The organism is Pseudomonas sp. K2I15 (assembly GCF_002204795.1).
Classification (GTDB): domain Bacteria; phylum Pseudomonadota; class Gammaproteobacteria; order Pseudomonadales; family Pseudomonadaceae; genus Aquipseudomonas.
In genome coordinates, this window is sequence record NZ_NIXO01000016.1 from 68,431 (window position 1) to 82,842 (window position 14,412).

Annotated in this window: 11 protein-coding genes; all 11 read right to left on the reverse strand. The window is 62.6% G+C overall.

Translation table 11 applies throughout. The features are described from left to right. Complete coding sequence (pgaB, locus tag CEC48_RS12395; protein ID WP_088424008.1) at window positions 1-1,998, reverse strand: poly-beta-1,6-N-acetyl-D-glucosamine N-deacetylase PgaB; 1,998 nt, start codon at window positions 1,996-1,998, stop codon at window positions 1-3. Between the two features lie 12 nt (window positions 1,999-2,010). Beyond that, window positions 2,011-4,464, reverse strand: a complete 2,454-nt coding sequence (gene pgaA, locus CEC48_RS12400) for a poly-beta-1,6 N-acetyl-D-glucosamine export porin PgaA (RefSeq protein WP_088424009.1) — start codon at window positions 4,462-4,464, stop codon at window positions 2,011-2,013. 181 nt (window positions 4,465-4,645) lie between these two features. Next, window positions 4,646-6,142 carry a YdgA family protein gene (locus CEC48_RS12405; RefSeq protein ID WP_088424010.1) on the reverse strand — a complete coding sequence of 499 codons (1,497 nt, stop codon included), beginning with the start codon at window positions 6,140-6,142 and terminating at the stop codon, window positions 4,646-4,648. 266 nt (window positions 6,143-6,408) lie between these two features. Beyond that, window positions 6,409-7,041 (reverse strand): hypothetical protein, encoded by a 633-nt coding sequence (locus tag CEC48_RS12410; RefSeq protein WP_003218188.1) that lies wholly within the window; start codon window positions 7,039-7,041, stop codon window positions 6,409-6,411. Window positions 7,042-7,122: 81 nt separating this feature from the next. Continuing rightward, window positions 7,123-8,565, reverse strand: coding sequence for an efflux transporter outer membrane subunit (locus tag CEC48_RS12415; protein WP_088424011.1), 1,443 nt, complete (start codon window positions 8,563-8,565; stop codon window positions 7,123-7,125). Continuing rightward, complete coding sequence (locus tag CEC48_RS12420; RefSeq protein ID WP_088424012.1) at window positions 8,562-9,452, reverse strand: efflux RND transporter periplasmic adaptor subunit; 891 nt, start codon at window positions 9,450-9,452, stop codon at window positions 8,562-8,564. Before CEC48_RS12420 ends, CEC48_RS12415 begins: the two co-directional genes overlap by 4 nt. Further along, a complete protein-coding gene (locus CEC48_RS12425) occupies window positions 9,449-9,658 on the reverse strand; it encodes a DUF1656 domain-containing protein (RefSeq protein WP_003218193.1) in 210 nt (69 codons plus the stop codon). The genes CEC48_RS12420 and CEC48_RS12425 overlap by 4 nt, the downstream gene beginning before the upstream one ends. Then, window positions 9,655-11,733, reverse strand: coding sequence for an FUSC family protein (locus CEC48_RS12430; protein ID WP_088424013.1), 2,079 nt, complete (start codon window positions 11,731-11,733; stop codon window positions 9,655-9,657). Before CEC48_RS12430 ends, CEC48_RS12425 begins: the two co-directional genes overlap by 4 nt. Further along, on the reverse strand, window positions 11,730-12,161 hold the full coding sequence (locus CEC48_RS12435; protein ID WP_088424014.1) for a MarR family winged helix-turn-helix transcriptional regulator: 432 nt from the start codon (window positions 12,159-12,161) through the stop codon (window positions 11,730-11,732). The genes CEC48_RS12430 and CEC48_RS12435 overlap by 4 nt, the downstream gene beginning before the upstream one ends. Window positions 12,162-12,315: 154 nt before the next feature. After that, window positions 12,316-12,561, reverse strand: coding sequence for a DUF2789 domain-containing protein (locus CEC48_RS12440; RefSeq protein WP_088424015.1), 246 nt, complete (start codon window positions 12,559-12,561; stop codon window positions 12,316-12,318). A gap of 75 nt (window positions 12,562-12,636) precedes the next feature. After that, entirely contained in the window at window positions 12,637-14,232 is a 1,596-nt protein-coding gene (locus tag CEC48_RS12445) for a glycosyltransferase family 39 protein (RefSeq protein ID WP_088424016.1), read from the reverse strand. Window positions 14,233-14,412: the final 180 nt, after the last annotated feature.

Consider the following 14,412-nt stretch of genomic DNA (forward strand, 5'->3'; position numbering starts at 1 on the left):
TCAAGGATTCCACTGGTTGGAAAGGGCCGGACGCACGGTTTTCAGATCCGGCGAATTCTCCAGGAAGTTGTCGGGGTAGTAGCCAAAACTGGTCACGCCCTGACGCTTGAGCACGCCCATCCACTCGGCCATTTGTGCGCCGGAAAGGTCCGGAGCGGCCTGGGTGCGCCAGTCCTTGGCTTGCAACTCGAAGACGGTGCGTTGCAGTGCGCCGGGGCGCGCCTTGACGGTGGCCACGAGTTTTTCCAGCCAGGCGTTGGAGCCCTTGAGGTCCTGGCCTTCCATCAACGGCATGGCCATGGGGGCGGTCCAGTCGTAGCTGGTGAGGAAGTCGTCGAGGTTCTGCGCAAACCAGGCTTCGCTGCCCGGGTTGAGCATCGGCTCGGCGAAGATATTGCGTGCGGTCTGCACTTGCGGGCCGCGCAATTTGCGGACCTTGGCCGTCAGCTCGTGGGTGAAGTCGACCAGGTAGCGGCTCTTGAAACGGGTCCAGCGCTGCATCACCGCCGGGTCGGCACGCAAGGCTTCGATGGTGTCCGGCAGGCCGTTGGCGGCGTAGGCCTTGAGCGCCAGCGGGCTGGCGTCTTCAAAGTCCGACAACACTGCATCGTCGTGGAAGAGCACGCCGTCAATGGCGCTGGTGCGGGCCAGGTCTTCGTAGATCTCGCCAATGATTTGCCGCACCTTCGGGTCAAACGGCGACAGGCGCTGGTACTGGTCCGGGTCAATGGCGACCTTGCCGGTTTGCGGGTCCCAGCGGGTGACGCGGGGCAGGTTGGAATCGAGGGCGAAACTGAGCACCGGCATCCAGGCAAAGACATTCACATGCGCCCGGGTGCGCAGTTGCCAGGTGACGCGGTTGAACAGATCGGCGCGCACCGGCAGATGACGGTTGGGGAAGTACAGCGAATGCACCAGTCCATCGCCCTTGGGGTCGGCGAACGCTTGCAGGAACACGGTGCTGGCGCCCATGTCGACCACGCGCTGGATCAGCTTGTCGAGGTTGCGCGCCTGCTGCGCAGGATCCGGGTCGTAGACGTTGTCGAGGTCCACATGCAGCACCCGCAGCGGCGCCTCGGCCTGGGTCGCGACGATGGCGTTGGCGTAGTGCTCGCCGTCCGGGTCGGAGGCCACCAGGAAGCGCGGGCTGCTCATCAGGTTGCCGAGGCTGTCGAGGCCGTCTTCCAGGGTCAGGGCCATCTGGTAGCCCTGCTCGCCCACCACCGCCAGCGACGTGCCGTCGGCAGCGCCGTAAGGCCAGACCCACACACGCGGCGCCTTGCCGGTGACAGCGCGGATCTTGTTGGAGATAGCCGCCACGTCGGTACGCATCCGCGCCTGAAACTGCGCTTCGGTTTCGTAGCGGTTGGTCGCGGGGTCAAAGCGTCGGGTGGTCGCCGCCGGTTGCAGGTTGCCCTGAGGGTTGGCCAGCACGCCCTTGTGATTGGCGTCGGTATGCGCGGCGATTTCCACCAGGCCCGACTGGGCGATTTCGCGCACCTGCTGCCAGGTCAGGAAGTCTGAACGAGGCCGTGGTGTACCGGCGAAATCCACCGGTTGGCTCAGCGGCGTATCCACCCACGAACCCACCGGCGCCAACAGCGCGTGCCAGTTGTAGCTGCGCAGGATCGGCATCACACGGGTGTAGAAGCTCGCGTAGCCGTCATCAAAGCTGAGCATGATCGCCTTGGCCGGCAGCACCGGGCCGCCGTTGCGAGCCGCCAGGATCTGGTCGACGGTGACCGGCTGATAGCCGTTCTCCCGCAACCACGCCAACTGCTCGATCAAACGTTCGGTGCGCACCGCCACCACCGCCTGGTCGGGGTCACGGTCCTCTATGTCATGGTAGGCAATACCGAGAAAATGGTTCTTCGGCCACGCGGCTTCGTTGGCCGGTTTGAGCCGCTCGGCAGGTGGAGTGAAAGGCGCGGGTTGCTGGGCGCAAGCGCTGCTCAGCATTAACCCCAGGGCCAACAGGCAACGGGACAAAACAGGCATGATCAGACTCTTCTAGAAGCGGTAGGTGAGGTCGACGATCAGGCGCAGTTCGCTTTCGCGCTCACCGTCATAAGGTCGGCTGATCCAGCTGAGGTTGGCGCCGGTTTCGAGCACGTCGTTCCAGCGAAAACGCTGGCCGTAACCCACCAGCGCAACGCCGCCGGTGCCGTAATCGCGCTGGCTGTAGGTGCCCGCCCCCACCTGGAACTGCTGGCTCCATTGGGTCTCGTAACGGTGGTACAACACATGGTTGACGGTGGCCGTGGGCAGCACGCTGAAGTCCGAGCGCGGGTTGAAGTACGGCGTGTCTTGCTTGGTGTTGCGGCTGGTGCCGACTTCCAGGCCGAGGTCAACTTGCACGCCCGGCGAGCTGTACACGCCCTGGCGACCGGTGAGCAGCGCTTCGAGGCGGTTGTTGCCGTCGCTGAAGTGGGACGGGCTCAGGGCCAGTTTCCATTCGCGGCTTTCGTTGGCGCGCCAGCGGATAAAACCGCTGCCGCCGTTGGCGGTGATGTCGGCGTTCAGCGCCCGCAACGGGGTGCTGGCGGAGAGATAGTCGAGGCTACCTCCGTACTGCCATTGGTCATTGATGTCGCGGGCAATCGCGATGCGTGCGCCCTGCTTTGAACCAAAGCCGTAGGAGTGATTGGACACCTCGGCTTCCAGGGTCATGTCACGGGTGCGCCGCTCTACACCGAGGCGCTGCCAGCGGTGTTGGCCGGTGCCTTCTTCGAAATCGGCGGTGGCATAGCCGGCACCGCCGAACACGCGCCAGTCTTCATCGATGGGCGGGCTGTAGAGCAAGGTTTCGATGCCGAAGTCGCGGCTGCCAGACACCGCGCCCGCGCCGTTATCGCCGCCGCCGTTGCTTTTGCCGGTGTAGGCCTCGACGCGCAATTCGGCCATGTCGTGCACATCCCGCAGGCGGCTGAGGCGCTGTACCTGGCGATTGTCCGGGGCGCGGTCGACCACGTCGTCGGTGAGTGCGTCGAGCTGGCGCCACTCCTGCAGATCCAGGGCGGTGTGGCCTTGGGAGACTTCCAGGCCAATGTCACGCGGGGCCTGGGCTTCGGTTTCCTTGAGGGTGTTTTCGGCGCGCCGCGGCCAGTCGCGGGCGCGGTACATATCGGCCTGGGCCAGGCGCAGGCCGATATTGCCGGGCGCCTGTTGCACCAGGGCTTCCAGGCCTTTTTCGCTGGCGGGCAGGTCGGCGCCATAGGTGCCGGCCTGGGCCGCCAATTGTTGGGCGTCCATCCAGGCGTCGTTAGGGTTGCCGATGGGCAGGCCCTTGAGTTCGACCCGGGGTTGCTGGGTGTTCGCCAGGTTGTCGGCGACTTCGCGGGCCTCCACCACTTGATCATTTTCGAGCAAGGCGTAGAACAGCGCGGTGCTGTCTTCGACGTGATCGCCTGCGTCTGCATCGCTCGCCGCAAGGGCTTGGCGATACAGCGGCGCAGCCTTTTCCGGCTGGCGCTGGTCAAGGTAGGCGGCGGCGACCCAGCGTAGCGCGTAGGTCGGCAGTTGCACGCCTTCGCCCTTCAGCACTTCGTAATCGCGGACCACCTCGGCGGTGCGCGCCCGTGATTTCAGCGCGCCCAGGCGGTCGATGCGCCAGCGCAGCACGTCATCATGGGCGCTGGCATCCGGCGTCCAGGTGGCGAGCAGTTGGTCGTAATCCTTGAGGGCGCGGTCGGCAATAACGTAGCGCTCTTTTTCACTGCGGGTCGCGAACTCAGCCAGGCGCACACGCTCGGCGGCCAGGTCGCCTTCGAGGCGGCGTTGGGTGACTGGGTCCAACAGGCCCGGGCGCCGGGCAGCCAGGCGCAGGGCGGGTTCCGGCAGGCGTGCGCGTTGCAGGGCGACGATGTATTCGCGGGCGACTTCAGGTTTGTTGCCGGCGCGGATGAACGCCTGGTCGAACTCGAACAGCGCGTCATAGGTTGAACCGGCGCGGGTCAGTGCGTAACCCAAGGCCATGCGGCGGTCGGCATCGTCGGGTTTGGCGGCCACCAGCGCGCGAGTGCGTTGCACGGCTTCTGCAGTTTGGCCGGAGTCCGCTTGGGTCAGGGCCAGGCCCAGTTGCAGGTCCGGGTTATTCGGCTCGCGTTGCAGCGCCTGGCGATACACGGCAATCGCCGGTTCCCAACGCTGCTGGTTGCGATAGGTACGGGCGACAGTGGCCAGCGCTTGGGGGGTGAGGGTGCGATTGCGGCCCTGGGCCTCGTAGACCGTCAGCACCTCGGTGTCCTGGCGCGCCCAACTGGCAATCAGCAGGTGATCGCTGACCTGCCCTGGCGTCTGGCGCTCGGCGGGCAATCGGCGCAACAGGTTGAGGGCCGGACCATAGTTGCCGCTGCGGGCCTGGTTGATCAGCGAATCATAGGCAGCATCGGCCGACGCCACGACGGGCCACAGCAGTTGGCTACACAGGGCCAGGCGGATAAAAGGATGATCATTACGCGACATGTCGTCAGCTTCCTCACCAGGGAAAGCTGTAGCGATAAGTTCACCTGCACGACACTCCAGGCGGCCGACATCTGATGACGCGGCCAAGCTTTCCCGGGGCGCAATATCCTTGAGGGGGGTACAAAAAAGGCCAATTCCGAACAATTGTTCAGAATTGGCCTACATCACTTTGCGTAGATGTTTATTGAGCGCCGCTGACCGCGCCGAACTTGCCCAGCACAAACCCAATGAATTGCTCGACGGTCATTTTCTGGCCGTTGAAGGTCACTTCATTGTTGGCGTAATGCAGCTTGGACACGATATCGGTGCCCACCAAGGTCGCCAGTTGAGTACCCACGGCCATGCCGCTGATCATCTCGCTGGCCATCTGGGATTGCTGCTCGATGGCTTTCGGGTCGGTCACACCAACGATCTGCGCTTGCAGGCCGGCGACGTCCTGAATCATCGGCTTGGACAGCGTCAGGTTGGCGTCCAGCAGCGCAACGATTTGCTTACCCAGCTCAACCGGCGGCAAGTCCATGCTCGACGGCTTGGCCAGGTCCAGCACCAGGTTGAAGCGGCTCTCGCCATTGGTGCTTTTCAGCGACAGGTTTTCTACCGCCACTTGCGGCTTGGCAGCCAGCAACTGGTCGACATTGGCCTGGGCCAACGCCTGCTCGGCTTCAGTCAGTTGCAACTCAGGCACGGGCTTGCCGGCAGCCGCAGCGGCTTGGGCCGGTTGGACTTTTTCCTGGTAGAGCTTGGTCAGCACCAGCATCGACGGGATATCGACATTCTTCATGCTCACCGCCATGGCAGCCGAACCGACGGGCTTGCCCTGGTAACCGATCTCATCGATCTTGTAGTCGACACGGCCGGCCAGGTTGTTGTCCTTGGTTTCGCTGCTGTCTTTCTGCTCAAAGTTCTTGAGGGTCAGCACCGCTTGTTGCGGGCCGAAGGTGACCTTGGTGTTGGTCAGCTCAACAGTGTTTTGCCCGGTGTAGAAACCGAAGGTGGTTTTTTCCAGGTTGCTGGCGATGGTCAGGCCACTCAACTCGGCATCCAGCTTGGCGTTGTTGGCGTCGATGACCGAGACCTTGAGGCTGTCCATGTAGCCGCTGGCCTTGACCTTCTTGCCTTCGGCAGTGGAGTCGAAGTCCAGGTTGGCGCCGGAGAAGCTCACGGACGACTTGTCGTCCTTGAGTTCCAGAGGCAGCAGTTCAACATTGCCGTTCACCGAGCGGTTGTAGCCAATGTTGGCCACGCCTTTGAGCGGCGACACGTCTTTGCTGGCAACGAACCATTTTTCGGTGGTGGGGTTTTTCTCAAGTTCGTAGTGACTGGTGGCCATAACCGGCAACCACTTCAGCGACACCAGGCGCGAGAACGGCAGCGGGCCGTGTTCGATATGGTCGACGAACAGCAGTTCGGTGTCCTGGTGGTTTTCGCCGAACACCGCGCCCTGGGCCTTGAGGCGATAGTGGGCGGTGCTGCTGAACAACTGGCGGTCGAGGGAGACCAGTTCGAGGGTCACGGTGCCGTCGACGCCGGCCATGGAGGTCTGCAGTTCCTTGTTGGCGTCCTGGATGGCGGTTTGCAGCACCGGCTCCAGTTGCTTGCCGGTGTACCAGGCACCGCCTGCGCTGATTGCACCAATGGCGACGACGATACCCAAGAGAACGACTGCTGGCTTATTCATGTAGTGACCTGATCAAATCCTGTGAAGTGGGCTGTCTTCCCTGAACCCCGAAGGGTGTCGGCTCAAGCCCGCCGAAATCCGGGGAAGATTAGCACTGGGTTGGGGGTGCGGCCCAGTCTTTCACGAGGCGCAAGCTTCAGCGGTGAACAGTAAAACGCCTTCGCGAGCAAGCCCGCTCCCACATTCGACCGCATTCCAAAGATAGAACTCGGTCGAATGTGGGAGCGGGCTTGCTTGCGAAGGCGTCAGCACAGCCAACACAAATCTCAGGAATACTCCGTTTCGATCTCATCCAGTTGATGATCAAAGCTCTTCAGCCGCGCCGTCCACGTGTACACCAACACTTCAAACTCACGGTGAATCACTGCATTGCCCGGCGTATCCGACTTGGGATCATAAAAATCCAGCTGGTAACGCTCCCGCGCCATCGCGGTGGCCACGTCGGATAATTCCCGCGCGTTATTCAGCCAATGCCGTCCGTCGGCAACCTGCCGATCGAGCATCACGCATTGTTTCTTCAGGGCTTCGAGGCTTTTTTCCAGCGGCGTGCCGGTCAATTCCCCCATGACTTCCTGGAACGTGCGCCCCGGTTGCCAATAGCTGCCCCAGAAGTAGCGGTCGAACACCGTCTCGACCCGACGCAGGGCGACTTTGGTGTCCCAGATCGCCACGCGGGTCTTGCCTTGTTCGAGCAGTCTTCGCTTGATTCGCTGGCCTTGGTAGGAGGCCCAGGCCACCACGCCGATGGACAGCACCGCGATCAGCGCACTGGCGCTGTCGAGGAACACCATGGCCTTGTCGATTTGATGGGCCAGCATGATGCCGTAGAAATAAGTCGCCGATAGCAACACCAGTGCGAAGAACACGCACCAGAAAGCGGGAGCATAAGGGTTTTTCATTATTGTAATCCCCATGATCAAACGCGAGCAGTGACAGGCGAGCCATCACCTGGACCCGCCTTTCAAAGCATAGCAATCAGCTCAGGGTTTGCTGGCTTGTGTGGCTTGCGTTCGTCCACTTTCCCAGCCGCCGCCCAATGCCAGGAACAAATCGATCTGGCTCATGGCAACCTGGGTGTTCGCGGCTGCCAGTTGCGCCCGTACATCGGTGTAGGTGCGGGTGGCTTGCAGGTCGGCCAAGAATGAGGCGCGGCCGGCCTGGAAGAACCGGTGCGTCTGCTCCGCGGCCTCTTTGGCCGACGCGCCGGCATCGGCCAGGGCGTCGCGGCGTTGCAGTTGCGCGGTGTATTGCGCCAGGCCCGTCTGGGTTTCGCGGATGGCGTTGAGCACCACGCCGTCGAAGTGCGCCAGGGCGCCCTGGGTCGCGGCTTCAGCTTCGTGAATGCGCGCGCGGGCACCGTTGGTCGGCAGGGTCCAACTGATCAGCGGGCCAAAGCCCCAACGGTTGGTGGCCGGCGTGCCGAGGTCATCCAGGATACCGACGGTGCCCACGGTGGCCCCGATGCTGATATCCGGGTACAGCGCGCCGGTGGCCACACCGATACGCGCGGTGGCAGCCGCCAGTTGGCGTTCGGCCTGGCGCACATCAGGGCGGCGCTTGAGCAGCGTGGCGCCATCGCCCACCGGCAGCAACTGCGCGATATGCGGCAGCTCGGCGCATTGAGCGGTGCCGGCCGGCAGTTGATTCAGCGGCTTGGCCAGCAACATCGACAGGCGGAACAGCCCGGCCTGGCGCAATGCTTCATAGCGCGGCATTTCGGCGCGCAGGGATTTGTACTGGGTTTGCGAACGGGTGACCTGGGTTTCATCGCCCCGGCCGGCGTCCCGCAGGCGCTGGGTCAGGTGCGTGCTCTGGGCTTGCAGGTCGAGGGACTCGTTGGCGATCGCCAGCTCTTCGTTGGCCGCGCACACTTGGGTGTAGGAACGCACCACGTCTGCCACCAAGGTGATACGCGCGATATCGGCAGCCGCCTGGGCCGCATCGGCACTGGCCTGGGAGCTTTCAATGCCACGCTGCAAGGTGCCGAACAAATCGAACTGGTAAGAGGTGCTGATGCTCGCGGCGCCGATGTTGGCCACCGGCACTTTTTCCGTCAGCAAATAGGCTTCGCCAGACTCTTGCAGGCGCTGGGCTTCAGCCTTTGCACCAACACTCCAACCCCCGGCGGATTCAGCTTGCTGCACCTGATAGCGCGAGCGCTGCAAGTTGGCCGCGACCACCCGCAGGTCGGTGTTGGAGGCCATGGCCTGCTCCACCAACTGATCCAGGCGCGGGTCTTGATAGAGCTTCCACCAATCCGCCGGCACCGGCGCCGACACCACATTGTTGCCCTCACCGGCTAACTGGCCCTGAAGGTCACCGCGGTTCACGGCAGCCTTGTCCGGCAGCTTGTAGTCGGGCCCCACCACTTGGCAGGCCGACAGCAACAACCCCAGCCCGGCGGTTGCTAAAAGCCGTTTCATGGCTTGTTCTCCGACTTGGGTTGGTCATCGATGATCGACACCGTGGCGGTGCGCCCGGCAATCATGCGGAAGTCTGCCGGCACGTCGTCAAACGCGATGCGCACCGGAATTCGCTGGGCCAGGCGCACCCAGCTGAACGCCGGGTTGACGTTGGGCAGCAGGTTGGAACCGCTGCTGCGGTCGCGGTCTTCGATGCCGGCGACGATGCTCTGCACATGCCCGCGCAGGCGGGCCTTGTCGCCGATCACGCGGATGTCGACACTTTGGCCAACGTGGATGCCGTCGAGCTTGGTCTCTTCGAAGTAGCCGTCGATGTGGAAGGAGTTGCTGTCCACCACCGACAACACCGGGCGCCCAGCCGTCACGAACTCCTGGGTACGCGGCGCACGGTCGTTGATGTAGCCGTCTACGGGGCTTCGGATCACCGAGCGGTCCAGGTTGAGCTGCGCGGCATCCACCGCCACTTGCGACTCGGCCAATGCCGATTGGGCGCGGGCAACGCGGGACTGGCTTTCTTCCAGTTGTTCGCTGGCCACCAGGTTGCCGAGGCCACGGTTACGCTTGTTCTCGCGCACGGCCTGGGCCAGGGTTTCCTGGCGGTCAGCGACAGCGGCCTGGGCTTGGCGCAGGGCCAGCTTGAAACGGTCCTGGTCGACGGAGAACAGCACCTGGCCACGCACCACCAACTGGTTGTCACGCACGTCCACTTGCTGGATCAGCCCGGACACGTCCGGGGCGATCTGCACGATGTCGGCACGGATGTGGCCGTCACGGGTCCACGGCGCGAACATGTAGTACATCACCATGCGCCACACCACGACACAGGCGAAGGTCACCACCAATAACGTCAGGACTACACGGCCGATGGTCAAAAAAGGTTTTTTCATGTCATGAGGTATCGACTGAGTGAGTCCACTGCGCCCAGCAACAGAGCGTAGAGACCCACATTGAACAATGCCCGGTGCCAGACCAGGCGATAGAAGTGGACGCGGGTCAACAGCCCGTGCACCACCAGGTACAACACATACGTAATGCCCATCAGCACCAGCAGCGTGGGCAGGAACACCCCGCTGATGTCCAGATCACCGATCATAAAGGCGCTCCATCGGGTAACGGCGCTTCCATCTCTGTACCGCCGAGAAACTCAACGCCCGGCAGCAGCGACAGGCGCAAGCCGCTCAGGGCGTGCAGCAAGTGCAAGCGGGTATCGTCCTCGCCTTGCAGGCCCTGGCCATTGAGGGCACGCCGGGTACGGTCAAGGGTCATCAGCAGACCGCTGGGGGCCGGCAGGCGTTCACCGGCTTTGAGGCACGCCTTGAAGTAACCACCGACGCCTTCCACCACCTGGTTCAGCAGCACGCGCGGTACGCCGAGGATGCGTGGCGAATAGGCCTGTAAATCCATGAGGTTCAGCGCCACACCCAATTCCCGCAGGGCAATGCCGGTGTCTTGGCCGGTCATGGCCAGACGCGGCAGGTGCTGCATCAAGCGATCCAGCATTTGGGCGCCCATGTGCCGGTGTTCGGCGAGGGTCGCAGGTTCGGTGAGGCCGACGATGTCCTGCCAACCGAAGCGGGTCAGGCGCTTGGCCGCAAGCTCAGCGCCGAACGGCCGGGCGATCAGGGTCCAGACGAAGGCGAACAACAAGCCCACGGGGCCGGCCAGGTTGGAGTTGGCGAAGGCCAGGAAGTCTGCATCGTAGGCGCCCTGGATGCTGATAAACGACGAGGTGTTGACCAGCGTCAGCAGCATGCCGAGGTAGAAGCGTGGCTGTACCGTCAGCGTGCCGATACAGATGAAGGGCACCGAAAACGCCAGCACCAGCATCGGGAAATCATGCAGGTTGGGCAGCACCAGAAACAGGTAGAGGCTGGCGAACAGCACCGACATCGCCGTCCAGAAAAAGAACCGGTAGATCTGCGGCGCCGGGTCGTCCATAGAGGCGAAGAAACTACAGGCAACTGCCGCCAGGATCACCGCGCTACCGCCGTCGGTCCAGCCCAGCAGGATCCACAATACCGAGGCGACGATGATCGCAGTGACGGTGGAAAACGCCGAGTAGAACATCAGGCCGCGGTCGAGGAACGGCGTCAGCCGGCCCAGGCGCCAGTGGCGGTACACCGCGCGCCAGCTGTCCTGGCTTTCGCACTGGATGGCGGCTTGCAGGCTGCGGCAGTCTTGCCACAAATCCACCCACTCGCCCAGGCGATACAGGGCGTTGGAGAACAGCAACTGGTGGCGATCATCCAGGGCTTCGGCGTCGGGTTGCAGGGCTTCGATCTGGTCACGCAGGGCGCGCCAGCGCTCGATGGGCGCGTCCTTTTGCGTGCTGTCCAGCCACTCGGTGGCGGCGGTCAGCAGGGGCGTAAATCGGTCGAACAATTCCGGGGCGCGGTGTTCCAGGGCGTACACGGCGTCGTCGAGGGCATCGATCACCGGCAGCAGGTGGATCATCCGCCCGCGCAGCTCCTTGGTATTGCGCACCGTTTGCGGCCGCGCGCCCTCATGAGGCAGTTGGCCAATCATCAATTCCAGGCTGTTGAAGGTGGCAACCATGCCGCTGCGCAGGGTACTGATTTCTTCGGGCTGCACGTTACGGCTAAGGAAGCGCTGGCTGTAGACCTGCGCATCGGCAAACCACTTAGCGACCGAGTCATCAAATACCGGCGCCAGGCGTCGCGGCCAGAACATCGCCCCCACCACCGCTGCTACGGCGATGCCGAGGAAGATTTCTTCGGTGCGCGCTTCAGCCACGTCCCATACCGCAAGCGGGTTATCCACCACCGGCAGGGCGATCAGCGGCAAGGTGTAGCCGGCCAGCATCAGCGCATAGCTGTTGGCAGTGCGCAGATGCAGGGACAGGAACAACAGAATCCCGGTCCACAGCGCGATCACCACCACCAGCAGGTAAGGCGTCTGCACAAACATCGGCACAAAAAACACCGCCGCGGCCGCGCCCATGAAGGTGCCGACCGCCCGGTACAGCGCCTTGGAACTGGTAGGGCCGACAAACGGGCTGGAAACGATGTACACCGTGGCCATCGCCCAATACGGACGCGGCATTTGCATCAGCATGGCGATGTACAACGCGATCATTGAAGCGGCGAATGTCCTGACGCCGTAGAACCAATCCTTGGCCGGCGGCATGCCGGTAAAAAATCCGTTCAAGAACTCACAACCATCGGATGTTGATTGGCACCTTCGAAAGCTCGCAATACACGCAGGGCGGCCTCCAGGTCATCGGGGGCGATCGTTGCCAGCACTTCGCGGCGCAGGCGCACCAGTTGCTCTTCCACCGCGTGCACCAGCTCGCGGCCACGCTCGGTGAGGCTCAAGGACTTGGCACGACGGTCGTGGATATCTTCGGTGCGGCACACATAGCCGGAACTGCACAACTGGTCCAACAGGCGCACCAAGGACGGGCTTTCCATCCCGGCGGCCTGGGCTACCTTGACCTGATGCACACCGTCGCCGAGGCGGCCGATCATCAGCAGCGGTACGGCGCAGGCTTCGGAGATGCCATAGCTGACGAGCGTGGTCTGGCAGATTTTGCGCCAGGTCCTGGCACCTACCACCATGCTGCTGCTGATGTTCATCTGGAGTTGTTCGAGGGTTTGGGACACTGGACTATTCGCATACAGTTAGTTTGCTAACTATCAATATGGTCGATGGATCCAAAACCGTCAAGTTTTGATACAAATTTTGGGATGGGTGGTGGAGGCGCGGAGATGTGGGTAAGTAAAGCGGGTTTTAAACCCCACGCCCCTCTCTCAACCACAAATTCAACTCATCCACCACCTCCGCCCAATCCGCATCCTCCAGGATTTCTTCGCGCAAAAAGGCACGCTGGCCTGGCGTCCAGAAAAACGCATCCGCCAGATGCAGTTCGGGTTTGAGTGGGGAATGCACCGCGATAAATCGCTCGATGCTCACCGGGTCATCCGGCAAACCGAGCTGTTTGAACAACGACGGCAAGCTGTGGACTGGGGATTCCATGGTGTGTTCCTGCAGAAGGGGTTCACCTGAGTCTAGCCTCCCAGGCGAACATAAACCTCTGCGCCGTGGCACCGATTAGTCGCAGCCTTCCCTGTGAACGGCCGCCGGCACGTTACACAGCACAAACAGCCGGGCCCGTGCGCCACCACCATCCTGCTGGCTGAGTTGGCGCCAGCCCAAGGGCAACGGGGCAAATTCATCCGGGCCTTCGGCGGCGCTGATCAGCCAGACACGCTGGATATCCGTCGGCAACGCCGACAGGCGATCAAGGTAGATGCGCCCGCCGTCCTGGTCCACCAACGTGCCAAAACCATAGGCATTCGGCCGGGTCGACTTGCCGGCGGCGGTCGGCGGTGTGAAGAGCTGCAACTGGGCGTCGGTCTCGTCGTAATAGACGTAGGGCAGGTACCACAGCATGTCGCTGATGACGATGCGGTCATCTTCCTGGTAGTTGCGGTTGACGAACTCCACCGCGACGTTGAATTGATCATGTTCATCAACGGTGGAGTTGATCTTCACGCCCACCAGTTCGACCCCGACAAACAGCACGAAGAGCGCCGCCCCCACGAGCGACAGGCGCTGCGACAAACGGTCGACAGCCAGCGCCACGATGATCGGCAAACTCAGTGCATAGGCGGTGAGATAACGCTCGATAAACACCGGGGAAACAAACGAAACCCCATAGACCAGCAGCACCGGCAGCATGAAAAACAGCGCCAGCAGCCAGCCAAACCGATAGCGGCTTTGATCGCGCCAGGCGGTCACGCCTACCAGCGCTATCAGCAATAACGGAAACACAACAAAGAGTGGCCGCCACAAGTGGTCGCCCGGGTCCTGAATGAGGAACTGCCACACCATCGACGGCACGGAATACAGGTTGACCGGGTCTTCCCAGCCAATATCGCCACCCACCTTGAGTTCTTCGGTGTGCTGCACCAGGCCCAGCAAATTCGGCAGCCAGGGCAGGTACAGCAACACAATGGCAACGTTGGCCAACCACCAGCCCGGACGTGTGACAAGCCGCAGGCCGCCGGCCCGTGGCAGGCGCAGCAATACCAGCCATGACCAGTGCACCAGCACGCACAAGGCAGTGAAGTAGTGGGTATAGAAGGCGGCCGTCATCAACAGCGCATAGGCCACCAGATACCGCGCCCGCTCGGGCTGGCGGACCCAATACACCAATGCCAGGGTGGCGGCCAGCAGCCACACGCCCAGCAGCGAATACATTCGCACTTCCTGGCTGTAGCGCACCGCCGTGGGCAGCAACGCCAGCAGAACCCCCGCCAGCACTGCCGCGCGGCGGGTCGCGATCAGGCGCGTCAGCCAGATCCCCAGGCCGACGGCGACCACACCGGGCAGCACACTCATGCTGCGCAGGGAGAAAACACTGTCGCCAAACACTTCGATCCAACCGCGCAGCATGAAGAAATACAGCGGCGGGTGAACGTCATGGGCGGCGTGAAACCACAGGTCTTCCAGGGAGTACTCGGCGAGCAGCAGGCTTGAACCTTCATCGCCCCAGATCGCGGAGGCGGTCAAACCATACAAACGCACGGCCACGGCCAACGCCACCAGCGGCACCCACCACAATCGAGCCAGCCAGCCGGCACTCTCCCACAGGCCAGGATTGAGCACGGGAAATGCCCCGGCCTTGTTGTCTTGTTCCGCCACAGACCGTCGCACCTCTACTTCCTCACCCACTACTGAACCTGCGCTTGCGCGAACACCCGCCACTCTAGGTGAAAAGGCCTCGATTCGCCCGCTGTTTTGCGCGCATTTGACCAACCATCCGCCAATCGGACAAATCTGAATTTTGCGCAGGGCATCTCTGATGCCTTGGTCGGATCAGGC

Excerpts from the sequence above, each read along its gene's own strand:
- CEC48_RS12440 (WP_088424015.1), bottom strand. The coding sequence starts at position 12,561 with ATGGAATCCCCAGTCCACAGCTTGCCGTCGTTGTTCAAACAGCTCGGT.
- pgaA (WP_088424009.1), bottom strand. The coding sequence starts at position 4,464 with ATGTCGCGTAATGATCATCCTTTTATCCGCCTGGCCCTGTGTAGCCAA.
- CEC48_RS12435 (WP_088424014.1), bottom strand. The coding sequence starts at position 12,161 with ATGAACATCAGCAGCAGCATGGTGGTAGGTGCCAGGACCTGGCGCAAA.
- CEC48_RS12405 (WP_088424010.1), bottom strand. The coding sequence starts at position 6,142 with ATGAATAAGCCAGCAGTCGTTCTCTTGGGTATCGTCGTCGCCATTGGT.
- pgaB (WP_088424008.1), bottom strand. The coding sequence starts at position 1,998 with ATGCCTGTTTTGTCCCGTTGCCTGTTGGCCCTGGGGTTAATGCTGAGC.
- CEC48_RS12420 (WP_088424012.1), bottom strand. The coding sequence starts at position 9,452 with ATGAAAAAACCTTTTTTGACCATCGGCCGTGTAGTCCTGACGTTATTG.
- CEC48_RS12410 (WP_003218188.1), bottom strand. The coding sequence starts at position 7,041 with ATGAAAAACCCTTATGCTCCCGCTTTCTGGTGCGTGTTCTTCGCACTG.
- CEC48_RS12425 (WP_003218193.1), bottom strand. The coding sequence starts at position 9,658 with ATGATCGGTGATCTGGACATCAGCGGGGTGTTCCTGCCCACGCTGCTG.
- CEC48_RS12415 (WP_088424011.1), bottom strand. The coding sequence starts at position 8,565 with ATGAAACGGCTTTTAGCAACCGCCGGGCTGGGGTTGTTGCTGTCGGCC.